At 70.2% G+C, this 19,874-nt stretch carries 21 protein-coding genes, 1 tRNA gene and 1 riboswitch; of the genes, 8 read left to right on the top strand and 14 right to left on the bottom strand.

Going from position 1 to position 19,874, the window contains the following annotated elements:
• The first annotated feature begins 266 nt into the window (after positions 1–266).
• Positions 267–2,630 (top strand): transglycosylase domain-containing protein, encoded by a 2,364-nt coding sequence (locus tag D7231_RS30600; RefSeq protein ID WP_324196812.1) that lies wholly within the window; start codon positions 267–269, stop codon positions 2,628–2,630.
• A 105-nt stretch (positions 2,631–2,735) separates the two neighbouring features.
• Here D7231_RS30600 and D7231_RS30595 read toward each other — a convergent pair whose 3' ends face one another.
• From D7231_RS30595 to D7231_RS30585, 3 genes are all read right to left on the bottom strand, one after another.
• A complete protein-coding gene (locus D7231_RS30595) occupies positions 2,736–3,056 on the bottom strand; it encodes a DMT family transporter (protein WP_120758864.1) in 321 nt (106 codons plus the stop codon).
• A gap of 31 nt (positions 3,057–3,087) precedes the next feature.
• Positions 3,088–3,152: riboswitch (guanidine-III (ykkC-III) riboswitch) on the bottom strand.
• A 59-nt stretch (positions 3,153–3,211) separates the two neighbouring features.
• Positions 3,212–3,514 (bottom strand): GroES family chaperonin, encoded by a 303-nt coding sequence (locus D7231_RS30590; protein ID WP_048831771.1) that lies wholly within the window; start codon positions 3,512–3,514, stop codon positions 3,212–3,214.
• A 186-nt stretch (positions 3,515–3,700) separates the two neighbouring features.
• Complete coding sequence (locus D7231_RS30585; protein WP_120758863.1) at positions 3,701–4,021, bottom strand: DUF3618 domain-containing protein; 321 nt, start codon at positions 4,019–4,021, stop codon at positions 3,701–3,703.
• Between the two features lie 141 nt (positions 4,022–4,162).
• Here D7231_RS30585 and bcp point away from each other — a divergent pair, with 141 nt between their 5' ends.
• Complete coding sequence (gene bcp / locus D7231_RS30580; RefSeq protein WP_120758862.1) at positions 4,163–4,630, top strand: thioredoxin-dependent thiol peroxidase; 468 nt, start codon at positions 4,163–4,165, stop codon at positions 4,628–4,630.
• 42 nt (positions 4,631–4,672) lie between these two features.
• Here the strand turns inward: bcp and D7231_RS38190 are convergent, their stop codons facing one another.
• Positions 4,673–5,929 (bottom strand): sensor histidine kinase, encoded by a 1,257-nt coding sequence (locus D7231_RS38190; RefSeq protein ID WP_120758861.1) that lies wholly within the window; start codon positions 5,927–5,929, stop codon positions 4,673–4,675.
• Complete coding sequence (locus D7231_RS30570; RefSeq protein WP_120758860.1) at positions 5,929–6,462, bottom strand: hypothetical protein; 534 nt, start codon at positions 6,460–6,462, stop codon at positions 5,929–5,931. Before D7231_RS30570 ends, D7231_RS38190 begins: the two co-directional genes overlap by 1 nt.
• A gap of 258 nt (positions 6,463–6,720) precedes the next feature.
• On the opposite strand from D7231_RS30570, the gene D7231_RS30565 reads away from it, so the two are divergent.
• The 4 genes from D7231_RS30565 to D7231_RS30550 all read left to right on the top strand — a co-directional run bounded on the left by D7231_RS30565 (position 6,721) and on the right by D7231_RS30550 (position 9,841).
• Entirely contained in the window at positions 6,721–8,250 is a 1,530-nt protein-coding gene (locus D7231_RS30565) for an MFS transporter (protein WP_120758859.1), read from the top strand.
• Positions 8,251–8,369: 119 nt separating this feature from the next.
• Positions 8,370–9,032, top strand: coding sequence for an HNH endonuclease signature motif containing protein (locus tag D7231_RS30560; RefSeq protein ID WP_120758858.1), 663 nt, complete (start codon positions 8,370–8,372; stop codon positions 9,030–9,032).
• Positions 9,029–9,706, top strand: coding sequence for an HNH endonuclease signature motif containing protein (locus D7231_RS30555; RefSeq protein WP_120758857.1), 678 nt, complete (start codon positions 9,029–9,031; stop codon positions 9,704–9,706). The genes D7231_RS30560 and D7231_RS30555 overlap by 4 nt, the downstream gene beginning before the upstream one ends.
• Before the next feature lie 52 nt (positions 9,707–9,758).
• A tRNA-Leu gene (locus tag D7231_RS30550) sits at positions 9,759–9,841 on the top strand.
• 61 nt (positions 9,842–9,902) lie between these two features.
• Here the strand turns inward: D7231_RS30550 and rdgB are convergent.
• The 4 genes from rdgB to D7231_RS30530 form a co-directional block, all read right to left on the bottom strand.
• Positions 9,903–10,505 carry an RdgB/HAM1 family non-canonical purine NTP pyrophosphatase gene (rdgB, locus tag D7231_RS30545; RefSeq protein ID WP_120758856.1) on the bottom strand — a complete coding sequence of 201 codons (603 nt, stop codon included), beginning with the start codon at positions 10,503–10,505 and terminating at the stop codon, positions 9,903–9,905.
• 29 nt (positions 10,506–10,534) lie between these two features.
• Complete coding sequence (locus D7231_RS30540; protein ID WP_120758855.1) at positions 10,535–10,924, bottom strand: hypothetical protein; 390 nt, start codon at positions 10,922–10,924, stop codon at positions 10,535–10,537.
• Between the two features lie 123 nt (positions 10,925–11,047).
• Positions 11,048–11,779 (bottom strand): ribonuclease PH, encoded by a 732-nt coding sequence (gene rph, locus D7231_RS30535; RefSeq protein ID WP_120758854.1) that lies wholly within the window; start codon positions 11,777–11,779, stop codon positions 11,048–11,050.
• A 120-nt stretch (positions 11,780–11,899) separates the two neighbouring features.
• Positions 11,900–12,133, bottom strand: a complete 234-nt coding sequence (locus D7231_RS30530) for a PTS sugar transporter subunit IIB (RefSeq protein WP_120758853.1) — start codon at positions 12,131–12,133, stop codon at positions 11,900–11,902.
• A gap of 215 nt (positions 12,134–12,348) precedes the next feature.
• On the opposite strand from D7231_RS30530, the gene D7231_RS30525 reads away from it, so the two are divergent.
• Complete coding sequence (locus tag D7231_RS30525; protein ID WP_120758852.1) at positions 12,349–13,674, top strand: PTS transporter subunit EIIC; 1,326 nt, start codon at positions 12,349–12,351, stop codon at positions 13,672–13,674.
• A 363-nt stretch (positions 13,675–14,037) separates the two neighbouring features.
• Positions 14,038–15,249, top strand: a complete 1,212-nt coding sequence (locus D7231_RS30520) for a PTS transporter subunit EIIC (protein WP_120758878.1) — start codon at positions 14,038–14,040, stop codon at positions 15,247–15,249.
• A 90-nt stretch (positions 15,250–15,339) separates the two neighbouring features.
• Here the strand turns inward: D7231_RS30520 and D7231_RS30515 are convergent, their stop codons facing one another.
• The 5 genes from D7231_RS30515 to D7231_RS30495 all read right to left on the bottom strand — a co-directional run bounded on the left by D7231_RS30515 (position 15,340) and on the right by D7231_RS30495 (position 19,701).
• Entirely contained in the window at positions 15,340–16,092 is a 753-nt protein-coding gene (locus D7231_RS30515) for an MBL fold metallo-hydrolase (protein ID WP_120758851.1), read from the bottom strand.
• 239 nt (positions 16,093–16,331) lie between these two features.
• Positions 16,332–17,282 (bottom strand): PLP-dependent cysteine synthase family protein, encoded by a 951-nt coding sequence (locus D7231_RS30510; protein ID WP_120758850.1) that lies wholly within the window; start codon positions 17,280–17,282, stop codon positions 16,332–16,334.
• 11 nt (positions 17,283–17,293) lie between these two features.
• Positions 17,294–17,575 carry a MoaD/ThiS family protein gene (locus D7231_RS30505; protein ID WP_120758849.1) on the bottom strand — a complete coding sequence of 94 codons (282 nt, stop codon included), beginning with the start codon at positions 17,573–17,575 and terminating at the stop codon, positions 17,294–17,296.
• Between the two features lie 120 nt (positions 17,576–17,695).
• Positions 17,696–18,118 carry a M67 family metallopeptidase gene (locus tag D7231_RS30500; RefSeq protein ID WP_120758848.1) on the bottom strand — a complete coding sequence of 141 codons (423 nt, stop codon included), beginning with the start codon at positions 18,116–18,118 and terminating at the stop codon, positions 17,696–17,698.
• A 104-nt stretch (positions 18,119–18,222) separates the two neighbouring features.
• A complete protein-coding gene (locus D7231_RS30495) occupies positions 18,223–19,701 on the bottom strand; it encodes an amino acid permease (protein WP_120758847.1) in 1,479 nt (492 codons plus the stop codon).
• Between the last annotated feature and the right edge of the window lie 173 nt (positions 19,702–19,874).

Genomic DNA, 19,874 nt, shown 5'->3' with positions numbered 1-19,874 from the left:
TGAACCGGAAAAGCGTCGGCCACCGGTTTTTCACCCGCCGGAGTGGGCGGCCTGCCGCCGGACGGCCGAGCCGGGCAGGCCTGTGTGCGGTACGCGCCATTGGCGCGGAACGCATGATGCGACAGTGTTCGACGGGGTGCACGACGTGTACGAAGCACAGCGGACCACGCACACCGCGTGGACCACACGCACCACGCGGACCGCCCGACACGAGACCGCGCCGCCGTGACCGAACCAACGGCGGCGGCCGAGGAGTCCCTACAGACATGAGCGACGAGCACGCACAGCGGGCCGCCGGGGGCGGCCGGGGCGCACCGGCGGGCTGGGCGCCGAGGGCCGGCGACGGCCCGGGTCGCGGCGGTGACGGCGGCAGGCCGGGCGAGCCCGGGCGGCCGCGCCGCCCCGGCGGCGACGGCGGAAACGGCGACCGCGGGCCCGGCGGGAACGGCAACGGCCGGCCCCGCCGCACCGGCTGGCGCCGCCTCCTGCCCACCTGGCGCATGGTGGTCGGCGGCATCCTGCTCGTCGTCCTGCTCATCGCCGCCGGCCTCATCGCCGGCTACATGCTCGTGCAGATCCCCGCCGCCAACCAGGCCGCGGTCGCCGAGAGCAACGTCTTCCTCTACGCCGACGGCAGCCAGCTGGCCCGCGACGGCGAGGTCAACCGCGAGAGCGTGCCGCTCAGCAAGGTGCCCCGGGACGTGCAGCACGCCGTGCTCGCCGCCGAGGACCGCGACTTCTACTCCGAGTCCGCCGTGAACCCCGAGGCGATGCTGCGCGCCGCCTGGAACACCGTCACCGGAAAGGGCAAGCAGTCCGGCTCCACCATCACCCAGCAGTACGTCAAGAACTACTACCTGGGCCAGGAGCAGACGATCAGCCGCAAGGTGAAGGAATTCTTCATCGCCATCAAGCTGGACCGCGAGGAGAGCAAGGACGACATCCTCGAAGGCTATTTGAACACCAGCTACTTCGGCCGCAACGCCTACGGGATCCAGGCCGCCTCGCAGGCCTACTACGGCAAGGACTCCGACAAGCTGAACACCGCCGAGGGCGCCTACCTCGCCACGCTCCTCAACGCCCCCAGCCTCTACGACGTCGGCGCCCACCCCGAGAACCAGGCGCGCGCCACCGCCCGCTGGAACTACGTCCTCGACGGCATGGTCAAGAAGAAGTGGCTGAGCCAGGCCGACCGCGCCGCCATGAAGTTCCCCGCGCCCGGCAAGGCCAGGGCCCGGCTCGGCATGTCCGGCCAGCGCGGCTATCTGGTCGAGGCGGTCAAGGACTACCTCACCACCAACAAGGTCGTCGACGAGCAGACCCTCGCCCGCGGCGGCTACCGCATCACCACCACCGTGGAGAAGAAGAAGCAGGACGCCTTCGTCAACGCCGTGCAGAAACAGCTGATGGACGAGCTCAGCGACGACCGCAGAGTCGACCGGTACGTACGGGCCGGCGGCGCCTCCGTCGACCCGCGGACCGGTCGCGTCGTCGCCCTCTACGGCGGCATCGACTACACCAAGCAGTTCGTCAACAACGCCACCCGCCGCGACTTCCAGGTCGGCTCCACCTTCAAGCCGTTCGTCTTCACCTCGGCCGTGGCCAACGACGCGTCCACGCAGGACGGGCGCACCATCACCCCCTTCACCCTCTACGACGGCACGAACAAGCGCCCCGTGCAGGGGCCGGGCGGGCCCGTCGGCTACGCCCCCGCCAACGAGGACGACGTCTCGTACGGGCAGATCACCGTCACCAAAGCCACCGACCTGTCCGTCAACGCCGTCTACGCGCAGATGGCCCAGGACGTCGGCCCCGCCAAGGTCAAGGACACCGCCGTCGCCCTCGGCATCCCCGCGAACACCCCCGACCTCAACGCCAACCCCTCCATCGCGCTCGGCGTCGCCAACGCCAGCGTCCTGGACATGGCCCAGGCGTACGCGACGCTCGCCAACCACGGGCGGCACGGCGCGTACACCCTCGTCGACAAGGTCACCAAGGGCGCCGAGGTCGTCCCGCTGCCGAACCAGGACGTCAAGCAGGCCGTCACGCGCACCGCCGCCGACACCACCACCTCCATCCTGGAGAGCGTCGTCGACAACGGCACCGGGCGGGGCGCGCAGGCCGCGGGGCGGCCGGCGGCCGGCAAGACGGGCACCGCGGAGGACGACAAGGCGGCGTGGTTCGCGGGCTTCACCCCCGACCTCGCGACCGTCGTCGCCGTGATGGGCCAGGACTCCGACACCGGCGAGCACAAGTCGCTCTACGGCGCGGCCGGGCAGGCCCGGATCAACGGCGGCGGGTTCCCCGCCGACATCTGGGCCTCGTACACGCGGGCCGCGCTCTCCGGCACGTCGGTCAAGGACTTCGACCTGGAGCTGGAGAGCGGGGCCCGGATGCCCACCATGGAGCCGACGATCCCGGCGCCGCCGACGGTCTCCGCGCCGCCGTCGATCCCGGCGCCGCCCACGCCGTCCGAGCCGTCGTTCCCGCCGCTGCCGCCGACCGGGCCGCCCACGGGCTTCCCGACCCGGCCGCCGACGGGGCCGCCGTCGATCCCGGGGCTGCCCACGTTCCTCCCGAACGAGCCGAAGGGCGGAGGCCTGGACGGGGGGCTGCTCGGGGACTACTGACGGGCCCGCCTCAGTGGCCCGAGGTCGCCTTCAGGCCCACCACGGCCACCAGCAGCAGCACGATGCTGCAATCTCCCGGGGGATAACCCCCGGACCCCCAGCCCGTCAGTGCCCCGAGGTCGCCTTCAAACCCACCACCGCCACCAGCAGCAGCACGATGAAGAAGATCCGCGCCGCCGTCGCCGGCTCGCCCAGGACCAGCATGCCCAGGACCGCCGCGCCGGCCGCGCCGATGCCCACCCACACCCCGTAGGCCGTGCCGATGGGCAGGGTCTTCGCCGCCTGGGACAGCAGCAGCATGCTGGCGGCGATACCCGCGATGGTGAACACGCTCGGCCACAGCCGCGTGAACCCCTCGGTGAACTTCATACCGATCGACCAGCCGACCTCGAGCAGACCGGCGACGGCGAGCAGGACCCATGCCATGACGGCACCTCCGTGGAGTAGAGCTTCCAGGGGTGCGTCGTCTTGTCGTGACCCGGTACGGCGCGTCTCGTCGGGTGTCTACGACCGTAGCAAACTCATCGCGAACCCGGCCGGAGCGAACTCAGGGGTGGAGCGAACTCAGGGGTGGAGCGAACTCAGAGGTACAGGCCCGTCGAGTCCTCGGAGCCTTCCAGCCGCTCCGCCGCCACCGCGTGCAGATCGCGCTCCCGCATCAGCACGTACGCCACGCCCCGGACCTCCACCTCCGCACGGTCCTCGGGGTCGTACAGCACCCGGTCGCCCGGCTCCACCGTCCGTACGCTCTGCCCGACCGCCACGACCTCGGCCCAGGCCAGCCGGCGGCCCACCGCCGCCGTCGCGGGAATGACGATGCCACCGGTGGACCGGCGCTCGCCCTCCGGGATGTCGGTCCGGACCAGCACGCGGTCGTGCAGCATCCGGATGGGCAGCTTGTCGTGGGTCGTGTTCGTACTCACGCAGATGACCGTACCCGCCCGCACCCGGCACTGCGGCCACAGATCACGGATCCGCGGATGTGACCTACGCCCCGCCTACGCCTTACCTACGCTCCGCCCACGCTCTGCCCGGGCCTCGCGCGTACGCCTCGTGCTTACGCTCCGTGCTCAGCCTTCGTGCTTGCGCGAGGACGCCGCGATCAGGCCGATCACGCCCACCGCGACCATCGCCACCGGCACGATCCGCTCCAGCCGCGGCGCGCCCTCCTCCGTCGTGAAGCGCGCCTTCACGTCCGCCACCAGCCGGTGCGCCGTGGCGCAGGCGCGGCCCGCGGTGTGGTCCACCTTCGCGGCGACCTTCGCCTTCGCGTCGCCCATGATCGTGGCCGGGTGCATGCGCACGCCGATCTCGTCGAGCGTCACGGCGAGCTCGCTCCGCCTGCGGGCGATGTCCGCCTCGATCTGCGCAGGGGTCCTGGCTTCCGACACCGCGCTGCCTCCGTCGTCTCGATAAGAGTGATGATGAGTGATGACGACAGTCTGTCAGCTCACCGGACGCCGTGCCCCGCGGCACCCCCGATCGGGCCGGTGGCTACGCTCGGGACGCAGGCCCACGACCCGAGGAGAGCCATGAGCGAGCGACTTCAGCCCGGCGACACCGCCCCCGCCTTCACCCTTCCCGACGCCGACGGCAACCCGGTCTCGCTCGCGGACCGCAAGGGCCGCAAGGTGATCGTCTACTTCTACCCCGCGGCGCTCACCCCCGGCTGCACCAAGCAGGCCTGCGACTTCACCGACAACCTCGGCTTCCTCGCCGGCCACGGCTACGACGTGATCGGCGTCTCCCCCGACAAGCCGGAGAAGCTCGCGAAGTTCCGCGAGAAGGAGGACCTCAAGGTCACGCTCGTCGGCGACCCCGAGAAGGAGGTCCTGACGGCGTACGGCGCGTACGGCGAGAAGAAGCTGTACGGGAAGACCGTCACGGGCGTCATCCGGTCGACCGTGATCGTCGGCGAGGACGGCCGGGTCGAGCGGGCGCTCTACAACGTGAAGGCGACGGGCCACGTCGCCAAGATCATCAAGGACCTGGGCCTGTAGGACCCGGTCGCCGGACGGGCGCGCGGAGGAATCGCGGAGGAATCACGCCCGTCCGGCGCTCTCGTCCTCCGCGGGAGACTCCGACTCCGGCAGCTCCAGGACCGCCCGCGCGCCCCCGCCCTCCGCCGTGCCGAACTCCAGCCGCGCACCGAGCACCACCGCCTGCCCCACGGCGATCGTCAGCCCCAGGCCGTGCCCCGTGCCCCGCTCCGGCGCCGCCGTGCGGAAGCGGCGCGGGCCCTGGTCCACCAGGTCCGGCGGATAGCCGTCGCCGTGATCCCGGACGACGATCCGGGTGCCCTCCACCGTGACCTCGATCGGCGGCTTCCCGTGCTTCGCCGCGTTGGCCAGGATGTTCACGAGGATGCGCTCGACCCGGCGGGCGTCCGTCGCCACGATCCGGCCCTCGCCGACCACCTCGACCGCCACGTCGTCCACGCCGCGCTGGCCCCGCGCCCGCTTGACGATGCCCCGCACCAGCGACGGCAGCTCCACCGCATCCAGTTGGGCGCGCTCCCGGCCGGCGTCCAGCCGGGAGACCTCCAGCAGGTCCTCCACCAGCACCCGCATCGTCTGCGCGCGCTCGCGCACCATCTCCACCGCGCGCGGGTGCGGCAGCAGCTCCGCCGACGCCACCAGCCCGGCCACCGGCGTGCGCAGCTCGTGCGCCACGTCCGCCGTGAACTCGCGCTCCGCCTCCACCCGCGCCGCCAGCGACGTCGCCATGTGGTGCACCGAGCGGCCCAGCTCCGCGACCTCGTCCCGGCCGCCCGCCGCCAGCGCCTCCGCGTCCGGCGGCTCGCCCGCCGCGATCCGGCGCGCCGCGGCCGCGCTGTGCCGCAGCCGCCGCGACAGGCTCTGCGCCACGAACCACGCGACCACCGCCATCAGCGCCACCGTCGCCGCGCCCGCCACCAGCAGCGCCTTGTCCAGCGCCGTCATCAGCGGATCGCGGTCCGGGTACGGGGCCGACACCGACAGCACCTTGTCGCCGCCGACGGCCGTGGCCGCCCACACCCGCGGGTCCTCCCCGCCGCTGATGTACGTGCCCGAGCGGCCCCGCGCCACGGCCTTGGCCAGCGGGAACGGCAGTGCGGCGTCGTCCAGTTGGGCGCCGAGGGCGAGCGTGCTGTCGCGCTGGTAGATCTGGAGGGCCGAGCTCAGCAGGTCGTCCTGGTAGGCCTGGGCCTGCCGGTCGCGCTCCGCCGCGGAGATGTGGTGCACGGCCAGCCCCAGCACCACGACGGCGAGCGCGGTGACGAAGGAGATCGCGAGGGCGATCCGGCCACGGATACCCATCACGCGATCGTGTACACCTCTTTCGCCTTCGCATGGGGGGTGGCCCGGGTGTAACTGACCTCGATGCCCGTGAAGGCCATCATGCCGTCGACCTTCTTGACGTCGTACAGCCGCAGCCGCGCCGGGAAGGAGGCCGGGGAGCCGCCGCCCGCCGCGCCCGAGACCAGCACGGTGCCGTAGCCGTCCGCGCCGTCCGCGTCGAACGAGTCCCACTTGATGTCACTGGCCACCACGCCCGCGTTGGAGCAGTTCAGCGTGATGATCTTCGGCTCGACGACCGGCTTGCCGACCCCGCACTCGCGCACGCCCGGCAGCTCCTGCGGCGCCGGCGTGTCCTCGGCCTTCGCCGGCTGCGGGTCCTGGGGCGGGTGCGACTTCTGCGCCGCCGCCGTCTTGGGGGCGTCGGCCACCGCGTCCGACCGGTCCCCGGCCGCGCTCACCCACACGCCGCCGACGGCCGGTACCGCCACCACCGCGAAGATCGCCAGGGCGGTGCGCATGCCGGGCCGGCGGGGCGCCACACGGTCGGCCATCGGCCTCTCTCTCTGGTGTCTTGCACGTCTTCCGGGTCCGGCTGTGCGTCCCCGCTGTGAGGGACGGTGAAATCGGGCCGCGCGTTCCCTTCATGCCTATATCAGCTTCCGCCGCGCCCTGCCCGCCCCTTGCCCGGCGGGCCTGCCGCCGGGCGTGACCAATATCCCTCTCGGGGGGCGCACCGGTTTGAGCGGCGGCGCAGCGTGCAGACGCAGGCGCGTACGTACGTCACCGCCGAAGCGTGAGGGGGCCGAGCCGTGCCCAACGGCAGCAGCACGGAAGCCGAGACCGGAAACGGGAGCGGCAACGGGCATACGAACGGACAGGGCAACGGGCATGGCAACGGCCACGACCCGGCCGCGGTCAGACGCCACCCGGCGCTCTTCCGGGCCGTCGCCCGCCGCCGCAACCCCCGGCTGCGGCGTACGGACATCACCGTCACGGACGAGCGGACGGTGAGACGGGCCGTCAAGGCGGCCGCGCTCGGCAACGCCATGGAGTGGTTCGACTTCGGCATCTACAGCTACCTCGCCGTCACCCTCGGGGACGTCTTCTTCCCCTCGGGCAACGGCACGGTGCGGCTGCTGTCGTCGCTGGCGACGTTCGCCGTGGCCTTCCTCGTACGGCCGCTGGGCGGGATGTTCTTCGGGCCGCTCGGCGACCGGGTGGGGCGCAAGCGGGTCCTGGCCCTGACGATGGTGCTGATGGCCTCCGGCACCTTCGCCATCGGCCTGATCCCCTCGTACGCGGCGATCGGCTTCTGGTCGCCGGTGCTGCTGATCTGCTTCCGGATGCTCCAGGGCTTCTCGACGGGCGGCGAGTACGGGGGCGCGGCGACCTTCATCGCCGAGTACGCACCCGACAAGCGCCGCGGCTACTTCGGCAGCTTCCTCGAATGCGGCACCCTCGCGGGCTACATCGGCGCGGCGGGCCTCGTGACGGCCATGACGTCGGCGCTCGGCGGCGCGGCGATGACGGACTGGGGCTGGCGCGTCCCCTTCCTCGTCGCGGGGCCGCTCGGGCTGGTGGGCCTGTACCTGCGGCTGCGGCTGGAGGACACCCCGGCGTTCCAGAAGCTGGCGGCGGAGGAGGACGCGGGCGGCGGCACCGAGCTGAAGCAGATCTTCGCCACCCAGTGGGCGAGGCTGCTGCTCTGCGTGGTCCTGGCGGGGGCGTACGGCATCACGGACTACATGCTGCTGTCGTACATGCCGACGTACCTGACCGACCAGCTCGGCTACGACGACACGCACGGCCTGCTGATCCTCATCGCCACGATGGCGCTGCTGCTGACGGTGATCACGTGCGTGGGGCGGCTCAGCGACCGCGTCGGCCGCAAGCCGCTGCTGATGGCGGGCATGGGCGGCTTCGTGGTGCTGCCGGCCCCGGCGTTCCTGCTGCTGAAACAGGGCAGCCTGCCCGCCGTCTTCGGCGGCATGCTGATGCTGGGCCTGCCCCTGGTGTGCCTCCTGGGCACCATGTCCGCCGCGCTCCCCGCCCTCTTCCCCACCCAGGTCCGCTACGGCTCCCTCGCCATCGGCTACAACCTCTCCACGTCGCTCTTCGGCGGCACGACCCCCCTGGTCATCACGGCCCTGATCCACGCCACGGGCAGCGATATGGCGCCCGCGTACTACACGGCGGGCGCGGCCCTGATCGGCATGGTCGCCGTCGCCTTCATGCGCGAAACGGCCCGCCAGCCGCTGGAGGGCTCACCGCCGGCGGTCGCAACACGCGAGGAAGCGGAAGAGATCGTGACATCTCAGTCACCTGAACCTAAGTTCTGATCAATCACGGTATCGGAGTAACGATCGGACAGGCATGCCGTTGATGAGTTCGAGATCGCGAACGGATACGCGATCACGATCACGATCACGTCGCGTCATCGACGATGGGGAGGGGCTCCATGCCTGTCAGTCCGTACACACGAGAAGTCCTGGCGGAGGCCGCGGGGGCGTCGCGGACTCTGTCCGAGGCGCTGGGGAAGCTGGGGGTGGACCCGAAGAGCGCGAGACGGGCGTACCTCCGCGAGCGGATGAAGAAGCTGGGGGTCGACACATCGCACTTTGAACGCGAAGGAGCCCGCTGGACCAAAGAAGTTCTCGAATCCGCGGTGGCAGCGTCGTCCAACATGTGCGAAGTGCTACGCCACCTCGGCATCGAGGTAGTGGGCGGCCAACACACCCACATCAGCCGCCGCATCCGAGCTCTCGGGATCGACACGTCACACTTCTTCGTCCCTGCGAACGGGGGCAGAAAGCAGAAGCGCGCACCTGAGGCACTGCTCGCCGAGCAGACCTCCCCCACGGCCCGCCGTGAGCGGAATTGCGACCTCAAAGCAGCGATACTGCAACGCGGCGTCATCAACCGTTGTGCGCTCTGCGGTTTGGAACCCACATGGCAGGGATACCCCTTGCCTCTGGAGGTCGACCACATCAACGGGGACTGGCGCAACAACCGCATCGAGAACCTGCGGCTGCTGTGCCCCAACTGTCACTCGACGACGGACACCTACCGCGGCCGCAGCAAGGGTCGCCGGGCATCACTCACCAGTGGTGAGGGGCGATGAGCAGCGGCACCCAGTACACGCGGGAGAGACTCGCCGAGGCAGCTCGCACATGCACTGACATCAACGAAGTCATAGCGTTCTTCGGCACCCGGCCCTACAGGCACCTGCCTCAGCACCTCTTCCGGCGGTTCAAGCACTATGGGATCGACGTCTCACACTTTCACCGTCGCCCGTACCACAAGAACGAGTCGAGGCCGTCGCCCTGCGTCCTCCGCGAAGCCATCGCGGAATCCGTCTCCCTCGCGGGAGCCCTACGCCGCCTCGGCAGACCAGGCAACAGCCACCAGCGAGATCTGCTGCGCCAATGGGTAGCCGAGGACGGGCTCACGACCTCCCACTTTCTCGGGCAGGCTCATCAGCGGGGCAAGCCCGGTACGACACCCAGGAAGACTCCCCAGGACTTGCTGGTGAAGCACACCGGCAGGCGGCGTACCGGGGCCCGCATGCTCCGTCGCGCGATACGCGAGGCCGGGGTTCCGGAAGAGTGCGCGGGCTGCGGGACGAAGCCGTCGTGGCGGGGCAGGCCCATGACGCTGGAAGTCGACCACATCAACGGCGACTGGAGTGATGACCGACGCGAGAACCTCCGGCTGCTCTGCCCCAACTGTCACGCCATCACGGACACCTGGTGCCGTGGAAGCAGGCGCCGCCTACAAGCTCACAGCGTCGGATAGCCGGACCCCAGTGCCGCGCACGCCGCCGGACCGCTACGATGGCTGGCGACTGGCGGCCGTTGCTGAATGGTATAAGCGAGGGTTTTAGGTGCCCTTGGGAGCAATCCCATGTGGGTTCGAGTCCCACCGGCCGCACTAACCTTTGATTCGAAGGCCTGGCACTGCAAGATCGCAGTGCCAGGCCTTCGGCGTGCGGTCAGCCCAGCAGCTCCCGCACCACCGGCACCAGCGCCCGGAACGCCTTCCCCCGGTGGCTGATCGCGTTCTTCTCGTCCGCCGTCAGCTCCGCGCAGGTGCGGGTTTCGCCCAGCGGCTGGAGGATCGGGTCGTAGCCGAAGCCGCCGCCGCCCGTCGGCTCGTGGCGGAGGGTGCCCTCCAGGCGGCCCTCGACGACGCGTTCCGTGCCGTCCGGGAGGGCCAGGGCCGCGGCGCAGGCGAAGTGGGCGGCGCGGTGCTCGTCGGCGATGTCGCCGAGCTGGGCCAGGAGGAGGTCCAGGTTGGCCTTGTCGTCGCCGTGGCGGCCGGCCCAGCGGGCGGAGAAGATGCCGGGGGCGCCGTTCAGGACATCGACGCACAGGCCCGAGTCGTCGGCGACGGCCGGGAAGCCGGTGGCGCGGGCGAGGGCGTGGGCCTTGAGGAGGGCGTTCTCGGCGAAGGTGACGCCGGTCTCCTTGACGTCGGGGATCTCGGGGTAGGCGTCGGCGCCGACCAGCTCGACGCCGAGGCCGGCGGCCTCCAGGATGGCGCGGAGCTCGGTGACCTTGTTGGCGTTGCGGGTGGCGAGGATCAGGCGCTTCATGGGGGTGATTATCCCGAAGGGGGCCGGGGCTACTTCGACGTGCACACCTTGGACAGCTCTCCCGCGGCGTCCGTCAGCGGCGTCAGGTCCGGGGTCTTGTCGTCGCGCAGGGAGTCGCGGACGTTGCCGACGGCCTTCTGGAGGTGGTCGAGGGCCTTGCCGACGTCGACGTTGCTGCTCTTGTCCTTGAGCTTCTTCGTGTCTCTTTCGAGGTTGTCGAGGATCTTGCCGGCGTTGTCGGTGTCGGTCGCGGTGTCGGTGACGCTGCGCTGGAGGTCGTCGACGTCGTTCGATATCTCGATGCCGAGGCGGGCGCAGTCCACGGCCTTCTGGGCGGTGGAGCAGCCGGCCGCGAGCGGGACGGCGAGTGCGGCGAGTGCGGTGGCGGTGAGCACGAGCGGCGTTCTGCGTGCGGGCATGCGGGTTCCCTCCCCTGGAGACGGCTCACGGGCGTACGGCCGGGCTCTCGTCCCGTCCGTACGCCCGTAAGAACGCCTGTGATCCCTCTGGCGGTTGCTCCCGGCGGCTACTCCGGGGGCTGCTTACAGCGTCGCCGCGAGCGCCTCGCGCTGGGCCGCGTCGAGCGCGGTGCAGCCGCTGACGGCGAGGTCGAGGATGCCGTTGAGCTCGTCGCGGGTGAAGGGCTCGGCCTCGGCGGTGCCCTGGACCTCGACGAAGCGGCCGTCGCCGGTGCAGACGACGTTCATGTCGGTGTCGGCGCGGACGTCCTCCTCGTAGCAGAGGTCGAGGAGCGGGACGCCGTCGACGATGCCGACGCTGACCGCGCTGACGGTGCCGGTGAGCGGCTGCCGGCCGTGCTTGATGAGCTTCTTGCCCTGGGCCCAGGTGATGGCGTCGGCGAGGGCGACGTAGGCGCCGGTGATGGCGGCGGTGCGGGTGCCGCCGTCGGCCTGGAGGACGTCGCAGTCGAGGACGATGGTGTTCTCGCCGAGGGCCTTGAAGTCGATCACGGCGCGCAGGGAGCGGCCGATGAGGCGGGAGATCTCGTGGGTGCGGCCGCCGATCTTGCCGCGGACGGACTCGCGGTCACCGCGGGTGTTGGTGGAGCGGGGCAGCATCGAGTACTCGGCGGTGACCCAGCCCTCGCCGCTGCCCTTGCGCCAGCGCGGGACGCCCTCGGTGACGCTGGCGGTGCAGAAGACCTTGGTGTCTCCGAAGGAGATGAGGACGGAGCCCTCGGCGTGCTTGCTCCAGCCGCGCTGGATGGTCACGGGGCGGAGCTGGTCGGGCGTGCGGCCGTCGATGCGAGACATGGTGATGAGCCTACTGGCATCGGGGGTAGGCGAAGGGCCCCGTTCCGGATCGCGGTGCGTATGTCACGTATGCACGCGTTCCGGGCGGGGCCCCGGCCGTGAGCCTCAGCGGCTCACGGCTCACATCATGTCTTCGATCTCCGCGGCGATCGGGTCGGCGTCGGTGCCGATGACGACCTGGATGGCGGTGCCCATCTTGACGACGCCGTGGGCGCCGGCGGCCTTGAGGGCGGCCTCGTCGACGAGCCCGGGGTCGTTCACCTCGGTGCGGAGCCGGGTGATGCAGCCCTCGATCTCGTCGATGTTGTCGATGCCGCCGAGGCCGGCGACGATCTTCTCAGCCTTGCTGGCCATGTGCACTCCTGGTTGTCTTCGGCCCTTCGGCGGTACCACCGAGCGGCTTCCCCACGGTAAACCACGTTCAGCCCAACTATGTGAGCGAATGTCCGCCATCTGACGAATGATGGCGACACCCGCACGCGTACCCGTACGCGCGCACAAGTGGTCTACACCAGTATGCGGCAAGCACCGAGTGGACCGCCGCCGGGGCGGCGACCGGGAGGACGCAGATGAGCACGGACGCCGCGGCCGCGCCGCGTCAGAGCCGGTGGCGAGCCCGCCGGCAGACCCTCTTCTCGAACTTGCAGAAGATGGGCCGCAGCCTCCAGCTCCCCATCGCGGTGCTCCCGGCCGCGGGCATCCTGAACCGGCTCGGCCAGCCGGACGTCTTCGGCAAGGACGGGCTGGGCTGGACGGACGTGGCGAAGGTCTTCGCGGGCGCGGGCGGCGCGCTGCTGGACTCGGCGCTCGGCCTGCCGCTGCTGTTCTGCGTGGGCGTGGCCATCGGGATGGCGAAGAAGGCGGACGGCTCGACGGCCCTGGCGGCGGTCGTGGCCTTCCTCGTCTACTTCTCCGTGCTGCACCAGTTCCCGGAGGACTGCCCGCACGAGTCGAAGTTCGGCGGGGCGGGGCTGTGGAGCGGGGTGTGCGTCTCCATGGGCGGGCAGGCCTCCCCGGCGAGCTTCCAGAACCCGGGGGTCTTCGGCGGCATCGTGATCGGCCTGCTGAGCGCGTGGTTCTGGGTGCGCTTCCACCGGGTGCGGCTGGTGGACTGGCTGGGCTTCTTCAACGGGCGCCGGCTCGTGCCGATCCTGATGTCGTTCGTCGCGCTGGCCTTCGCGGTGATCTGCCTGTTCGTCTGGCCGCCGGTCGGCGACGCGCTGACGAGCTTCAGCAAGTGGCTCTCGGACCTGGGGGCGGCGGGCGCGGGCGTCTTCGGCGTGGCGAACCGGGCGCTGCTGGTGGTGGGGCTCCACCAGTTCCTCAACACCTTCATGTGGTTCCAGTTCGGCGACTACACGAAGCCGGACGGCACGGTGGTGCACGGCGACATCAACCGCTTCCTGGCGGGCGACCCGGACGCGGGCCAGTTCACGACGGGCTTCTTCCCGATCATGATGTTCGCGCTGCCGGCCGCGGCGCTGGCCATCGCCCACTGCGCGAAGCCGCACCGGCGCAAGGCGGTCGCGGGCATGATGCTCTCGGTGGGCCTGACCTCGTTCGTCACGGGGATCACCGAGCCGGTCGAGTACGCGTTCCTCTTCATCGCGCCCGCGCTGTACGTGGTGCACGCGCTGCTGACGGGCGTGTCGATGGCGGTGTGCTGGGGGCTGGGCGTGCACGACGGCTTCAGCTTCTCGGCGGGCCTGATCGACTACGTGATCAACTGGGGGCTGGCGACCAAACCGTGGCTGATCATTCCGATCGGGCTGTGCTTCGCCGCCGTCTACTACGCGATTTTCCGGTTCGCGATCACGAAGTTCGACCTGCCGACTCCGGGGCGCGAACCGGAAGAGCTCGCGGAGGAGATCGAGCGCGGCAACGTCAAGGACTAACTGCAACGTGAAGGGGTAATCGCTCCCCGTCACGAGCCCCCGGAGTCACCGGCCGGGGGCTTTCCGCTGTGTCCGGAGCCACCGGGAAGCACGGATTCCTTTATCCCGGACTCACGTGCTACAACATGGTCTAAACCACTCAGTGGTGTAGACCAAAAGCGGGCCACCCCCCTTCCCCCGAGCGCCCGCCTCACCTGGAGGAATCCGATGAGTAAGAGCGCCAAGGCGGCAAAGGCGGCGCCTGACGACGCCGCTTCGCCGGAGAAGAAGGACGCGGAGAAGCCCGCGGAGAAGAAGGCCTCGGCGCCCGCGAAGAAGAAGGCCTCGGCGCCGGCGGAGAAGAAGAAGTTCGGCGCCGGTGCCATGGCGGTCGCCCAGCGCATCGGCCGCAGCCTGATGCTGCCCGTCGCGGTGCTCCCCGCCGCGGCGCTGATGGTCCGCCTGGGCCAGGGCGACATGCTGGGCAAGGAGTCGCTCCCGGCGTTCCTCAACAAGATCGCCGAGTTCATGTCCGCGGGCGGCGGCGCGATCCTCGACAACATGGCGCTGCTGTTCGCCGTGGGTGTCGCGATCGGCTTCGCCAAGAAGTCGGACGGCTCCACGGCCCTGGCCGCCGTGGCCGGTTACCTGGTCTTCTCCAAGGTGCTCGGCACCTTCACCGACGGCAGCCTCCCGAAGAAGGAGGCCGTGGTCGACCACAAGGTCGCCATGGTGGAGCAGGCCGTCGACGCCAAGGTCCTCGGCGGCGTCGTGATGGGCCTCGTGGTGGCGCTCATATACCAGCGCTTCTACCGCACCAAGCTGCCGGACTGGGCGGGCTTCTTCGGCGGCCGCCGCCTGGTGCCGATCCTCTCCTCCTTCGCGGGTCTGCTCATCGGCGTCGTCTTCGGCTACATCTGGCCGGTGCTCGGCACGGGTCTGCACAACTTCGGTGAGTGGCTGGTCGGCTCGGGCGCGGTCGGCGCGGGCATCTTCGGCGTCGCCAACCGCGGTCTGATCCCGGTCGGCATGCACCACCTGCTGAACTCCTTCCCGTGGTTCCAGGCCGGCTCGTACGACGGCCCCAAGGGCACCGTCAACGGCGACATCGCCCGCTTCCTGGCCGGTGACCCGAACGCCGGCCAGTTCATGACCGGCTTCTTCCCGATCATGATGTTCGCGCTGCCGGCCGCCTGCCTCGCGATCGTGCACTGCGCCCGCCCCGAGAACCGCAAGGTCGTCGGCGGCATGATGTTCTCCCTCGCGGCCACCGCCTTCGTCACGGGCGTGACCGAGCCGATCGAGTTCACGTTCATGTTCGTCGCGCCGGTGCTCTACGCGATCCACGCGGTGCTGACCGGTGTCTCGATGGCCCTGACCTGGGCGCTCGGCATGAAGGACGGCTTCGGCTTCTCGGCCGGCGTCATCGACTTCCTGCTGAACCTGGGCATCGCCTCGAAGCCGTGGCTGCTGGTCCTCGTGGGCCTGTGCTTCGCCGCGATCTACTATGTGGTCTTCCGCTTCGCCATCCTGAAGTTCGACCTCAAGACCCCCGGCCGCGAATCCGAGGAAGAGTCGGCCGAATTGAAGGCCTGACCTCAAAAGCAATAGGGAAATGCCCCCGGAATCCATGGGATTCCGGGGGCATTTCGCTTTCCGGCCTGGGAATGCAGGGCCGGGAAAGGCTTAGAACTCGTATACCGCGCCGGCCCTGGCGAGTTCGACCGGCCCGTCGTAGACGGCGCGCGCGTCGCGGAGGTTGGTCAGCGGGTCCGTCCACGGCGGGATGTGGGTGAGGACCAGCCGGCCCGCGCCGGCCCGCGCGGCGTGCTCCCCGGCCTCGCGGCCGTTGAGGTGGAGGTCCGGGATGTCCTCCTTGCCGTGCGTGAACGACGCCTCGCAGAGCAGCAGGTCGGCGCCGGCGGCCAGCTCGTGCAGCTCCTCGCAGGGGCCCGTGTCGCCGGAGTAGACGAGGGCGCTGCCGTCGTGCTCGACGCGGAAGGCGAAGGCCTCCACGGGGTGGCGCACCCGGTCCGTACGGATGGTCAGCGGGCCCACGGAGAAGGTGCCCGGGGCGAGGGTGCGGAAGTCGAACACCTCGCTCATGCAGGACTCGTCGGGCACGTCCCCGTACGCGGTGGCCAGCCGGTGCTCGGTGTCGCGCGGGCCGTAGACGGGGATGGCCTCGGCCCGGCCGCCCTCGTGCCGGTAGTAGCGGGCCACGAAATAGCCGCACATGTCGATGCAGTGGTCGGGGTGCAGGTGCGAGAGCAGGATGGCGTCGAGGTCGTAGAGACCGACGTGGCGCTGCAGCTCGCCGAGGGCTCCGTTGCCCATGTCGAGGAGCAGCCGGAAGCCGTCGGCCTCGACGAGGTAGCTCGAACAGGCCGATTCCGTGGACGGGAACGACCCCGAGCATCCGACGACGGTGAGCTTCATGCGGGCCTGAACCTCCGTTGACTCGTGACGGGGGGCCATGCGGTCCGTCGAGCGTAAGGCGCGAAGGGGACGCCCGCTCCTCCGTGAGGTGGGGTTGTGGCTGAAGTCACCGGTACGGACCCTTCTGGGCGCGCGCCCGTCAGGCGGTTCCGGGGGGGGCTCCCGCGACCCCCCGGAACCGGTGCGTGCGACGGCGTGCGGCGGCGGATGACGGCGTACGACGAGGCCCGCGGGCGGTGCTACGCCCAGAGCTGGCCCTGGAGCGCCTCCACGGCCGCTTCCGTCGTGGGGGCCGTGTAGATGCCCGTCGAGAGGTATTTCCAGCCGCCGTCCGCCACGATGAACGCGATGTCGGCGCTCTCCCCCGCCCGTTCGGCCTTGCGGGCCACGCCCAGGGCGGCGTGCAGGACGGCGCCGGTGGAGACGCCCGCGAAGATGCCCTCCTCGCTGAGCAGCTCGCGGGTGCGGCGCACCGCGTCCTCCGAGCCGACCGAGAAGCGGGTGGTGAGGACGGAGGGGTCGTAGAGCTCGGGGACGAAGCCCTCGTCGAGGTTGCGCAGGCCGTAGACGAGGTCGTCGTAGCGCGGTTCGGCGGCGACGATGCTCACGCCGGGCTTGTGCTCGCGCAGGTAGCGGCCGGCGCCCATGAGGGTGCCGGTGGTGCCGAGCCCGGCGACGAAGTGGGTGATCTCGGGGAGGTCGGCGAGGATCTCCGGGCCGGTGGTGGCGTAGTGCGCGCCGGCGTTGTCGGGGTTGCCGTACTGGTAGAGCATCACCCAGTCGGTGTGCTCGGCGGCGAGCTCCTTGGCGACGCGGACGGCGGTGTTGGAGCCGCCCGCCGCGGGCGAGGAGATGATCTCCGCGCCCCACATGGCGAGCAGCTGCCGCCGTTCCTCGCTGGTGTTCTCGGGCATGACGCACACGATGCGGTAGCCCTTGAGGCGGGCGGCCATGGCGAGCGAGATGCCGGTGTTGCCGGAGGTGGGCTCCAGGATGGTGCAGCCCGGGGTCAGCCGCCCGGCCCGCTCCGCCTGCTCGATCATGTGCAGGGCGGGGCGGTCCTTGACCGAGCCGGTGGGGTTGCGGTCCTCCAGCTTGGCCCAGATCCGGACCGACCCGGACGGGGAGAGCCTGGGCAGCCGCACCAGCGGGGTGTTGCCGACCGAGGCCAGGTGGCTGTCGTAGCGCATGCGCGGGCCGCTCAGCTCATTCCGCCGGCGACGGCCGGGAGGATGGTGACGCTGTCGCCGTCGGTGAGCTCGGTGGCGATGCCGCCGAGGAAGCGGACGTCCTCGTCGTTGAGGTAGACGTTCACGAAGCGGCGCAGCTCGCCGGACTCGTCGACCAGGCGCTCGCGGATGCCCGCGTGCCGGGCGTCGAGGTCCTTGAAGAGTTCGTCGATGGTGGCTCCGCTGCCTTCGACGGCCTTCTTCTGGTCGGTGTAGGTGCGGAGGATGGTCGGAATGCGGACCTCGATGGCCATGATGCGGGCTCCTGTCGGCGTACGGGTGGGACACCTGGGGCGATCGTATCGATTCCGTGTGCGGCCGCCGGAGGTTCGTACCGGCATGCGGACAGTGGCGGCCCGCCGGTGGGTCGCTGCTCAGTAGGCAGGCACTACGGTGACGTCCTCTTCGGTCACCTGGCCGTCCACTATGCGGAACGAGCGGAACTGGAACGGCCCCTCGCCGTCGGTGTCGGCCGTGGACACCAGCACGTAGTGGGCGCCGGGCTCGCCTGCGTACGTGAGGTCCGTGCGGGACGGGTAGGCCTCGGTGGCGGTGTGCGAGTGGTAGATGACGACGGGCTCCTCGTCGCGGTCGTCCATCTCGCGGTAGAGCTTCAGCAGGTCCGTGGAGTCGAACTCGTAGAACGTGGGAGACCGGGCGGCGTTGAGCATGGGGACGAACCGCTCGGGGCGGTCGCTGCCGGCCGGTCCGGCGACCACGCCGCAGGCCTCGTCGGGGTGGTCCGCGCGGGCGTGCGCGACGATCCGGTCGTACAGGTCCTGCGTGATGGTCAGCATGCGGCCCAGGATAGGCACGCGGACAAGGCGAAGGGCCCGCCCGTACCGAGGAGTGGTACGGGCGGGCCCGGATGCCGGACGGCCGGCGCGGCCCGCGGCCGGGCCTACGCGGCCTGGTCGACCTCGACGGCCTGCGTGTAGTCCTTGCGCTCGAAGGCCTGCGGGTTGCGGGCCTTGAGGACGCGGTAGGACACCCACATGATCGCGGCCCAGACCGGGGCGCAGTACAGCGAGACCCGCGCGTCCGCGTCGATGCCCATCATCACGATCACCATGAAGATGAAGGCGAGCGCGAAGAGGCTGGTCCACGGGGCGCCGGGGGCACGGAACGCGGACTGCGGGAGCTCGCCGCGGTTCGCCTTGCGGCGGTAGCGCAGCTGGGCGACGAGGATCACGATCCACGCCCACATGCCGGAGATGGTCGCGAAGGAGACGACGTAGTCGAACGCCTTGCCCGGCCACTGGTAGTTGATCCAGACGCCGACGAGCATCAGCGCGGCGGAGAAGGTGGTGCCGCGCAGCGGCAGGCCGCGCTTAGTCAGCTCGCCGAAGAACTTCGGGCCCTGGCCGTTGAGCGACAGGTCGCGCAGCATGCGGCCGGTGGAGTACATGCCCGAGTTGCAGGACGACAGCGCCGCCGTGAGGACGACGAAGTTGACGATGCCCGCACCGGCCGGCAGGCCGATCTTCTGGAAGGCGGCCACGAACGGGCTCACGCCCGGCATGAACTCGCCCCACGGGACGACGGCCAGGATGATGATCAGCGCGCCGATGTAGAAGACCGCGATGCGCCACGGCACGGTGTTGATCGCCTTGGGGAGCGTCTTCTCCGGGTCCTTGGCCTCGCCCGCGGTGACGCCGACGAGCTCGACGGCGAGGAAGGCGAACATCACGATCTGCAGGGTCATCAGGGTGTTGCCGATGCCGTGCGGGAAGAAGCCGCCGTCGTTCCAGAGGTTGGTGACGGTGGCGGTGTCACCGGCGTCGGAGAAGCCGATGGTCAGCACGCCGACACCGATCAGGATCATGCCGATGATGGCGGTGACCTTGACCATGGAGAACCAGAACTCCAGCTCACCGAAGAGCTTCACGGAGATCAGGTTGGCGAAGTAGAGGATGACGGTGAAGACCAGCGCGGAGACCCATTGCGGAATGGAATGGTTCCAGTACTGCACATAGGAGGCCGCGGCGGTCACCTCGACGATTCCGGTGACGACCCAGAAGAGCCAGTACGTCCATCCGGTCACATAGCCCCAGAAGGGGCCGAGGAACTCCCGGGCGTAGTCCGAGAAGGAGCCCGACACCGGGCGGTACATGAGCAGCTCACCGAGCGCTCGCATGATGAAGAAGATGACCAGACCGGCTATGGCATAAGCCAGGATCAGGCTGGGCCCGGCCTTGGAAATGGCCTTCCCCGCGCCGAGGAAGAGGCCGGTGCCGATGGCGCCACCAATGGCGATCATCTGAATCTGGCGGTTACCGAGTCCCCGCTCGTAACCCTCGGAAGCTGCCTTGCCGCTTCCCTTGTGACCCGGTTCCGCGACTGCGTTCGCGGTACGGGCCGCGACCTGCTCAGAGGTCATGGTGGTGCGCCTTTCTCCATACCGATCCGGTTGCTCCGGATCGGGTTCCGATCCCCCCGGATGGAGTCCTGCGAATGCCGACGGTCGGCCGGCTCAGCGCTCCCGCCGTGAACATGGGTGGCGTCACGGAGGCAGGTCGGCAAGATGTATCACGAGTGGCCGGTAGATCGTCC

Origin of the sequence: Streptomyces klenkii (assembly GCF_003626645.1) — a bacterium.
Taxonomy (GTDB): Bacteria; Actinomycetota; Actinomycetes; order Streptomycetales; family Streptomycetaceae; genus Streptomyces; species Streptomyces klenkii.
Note: the sequence above shows the minus strand (reverse complement) of the source record. Positions and strands in the feature narration are given on the sequence as shown.

Excerpts from the sequence above, each read along its gene's own strand:
- rdgB (WP_120758856.1), bottom strand. The coding sequence starts at position 10,505 with ATGAAGCGCCTGATCCTCGCCACCCGCAACGCCAACAAGGTCACCGAG.
- D7231_RS30600 (WP_324196812.1), top strand. The coding sequence starts at position 267 with ATGAGCGACGAGCACGCACAGCGGGCCGCCGGGGGCGGCCGGGGCGCA.
- D7231_RS38190 (WP_120758861.1), bottom strand. The coding sequence starts at position 5,929 with ATGGGTATCCGTGGCCGGATCGCCCTCGCGATCTCCTTCGTCACCGCG.
- D7231_RS30590 (WP_048831771.1), bottom strand. The coding sequence starts at position 3,514 with ATGCTGCACGACCGCGTGCTGGTCCGGACCGACATCCCGGAGGGCGAG.
- D7231_RS30570 (WP_120758860.1), bottom strand. The coding sequence starts at position 6,462 with ATGGCCGACCGTGTGGCGCCCCGCCGGCCCGGCATGCGCACCGCCCTG.
- D7231_RS30525 (WP_120758852.1), top strand. The coding sequence starts at position 12,349 with ATGAGCACGGACGCCGCGGCCGCGCCGCGTCAGAGCCGGTGGCGAGCC.
- D7231_RS30520 (WP_120758878.1), top strand. The coding sequence starts at position 14,038 with ATGGCGGTCGCCCAGCGCATCGGCCGCAGCCTGATGCTGCCCGTCGCG.
- D7231_RS30555 (WP_120758857.1), top strand. The coding sequence starts at position 9,029 with ATGAGCAGCGGCACCCAGTACACGCGGGAGAGACTCGCCGAGGCAGCT.
- D7231_RS30595 (WP_120758864.1), bottom strand. The coding sequence starts at position 3,056 with ATGGCATGGGTCCTGCTCGCCGTCGCCGGTCTGCTCGAGGTCGGCTGG.
- D7231_RS30505 (WP_120758849.1), bottom strand. The coding sequence starts at position 17,575 with ATGGCCATCGAGGTCCGCATTCCGACCATCCTCCGCACCTACACCGAC.
- D7231_RS30515 (WP_120758851.1), bottom strand. The coding sequence starts at position 16,092 with ATGAAGCTCACCGTCGTCGGATGCTCGGGGTCGTTCCCGTCCACGGAA.
- D7231_RS30540 (WP_120758855.1), bottom strand. The coding sequence starts at position 10,924 with ATGCCCGCACGCAGAACGCCGCTCGTGCTCACCGCCACCGCACTCGCC.
- rph (WP_120758854.1), bottom strand. The coding sequence starts at position 11,779 with ATGTCTCGCATCGACGGCCGCACGCCCGACCAGCTCCGCCCCGTGACC.
- bcp (WP_120758862.1), top strand. The coding sequence starts at position 4,163 with ATGAGCGAGCGACTTCAGCCCGGCGACACCGCCCCCGCCTTCACCCTT.
- D7231_RS30500 (WP_120758848.1), bottom strand. The coding sequence starts at position 18,118 with ATGCTGACCATCACGCAGGACCTGTACGACCGGATCGTCGCGCACGCC.
- D7231_RS30495 (WP_120758847.1), bottom strand. The coding sequence starts at position 19,701 with ATGACCTCTGAGCAGGTCGCGGCCCGTACCGCGAACGCAGTCGCGGAA.
- D7231_RS30510 (WP_120758850.1), bottom strand. The coding sequence starts at position 17,282 with ATGCGCTACGACAGCCACCTGGCCTCGGTCGGCAACACCCCGCTGGTG.
- D7231_RS30560 (WP_120758858.1), top strand. The coding sequence starts at position 8,370 with ATGCCTGTCAGTCCGTACACACGAGAAGTCCTGGCGGAGGCCGCGGGG.
- D7231_RS30530 (WP_120758853.1), bottom strand. The coding sequence starts at position 12,133 with ATGGCCAGCAAGGCTGAGAAGATCGTCGCCGGCCTCGGCGGCATCGAC.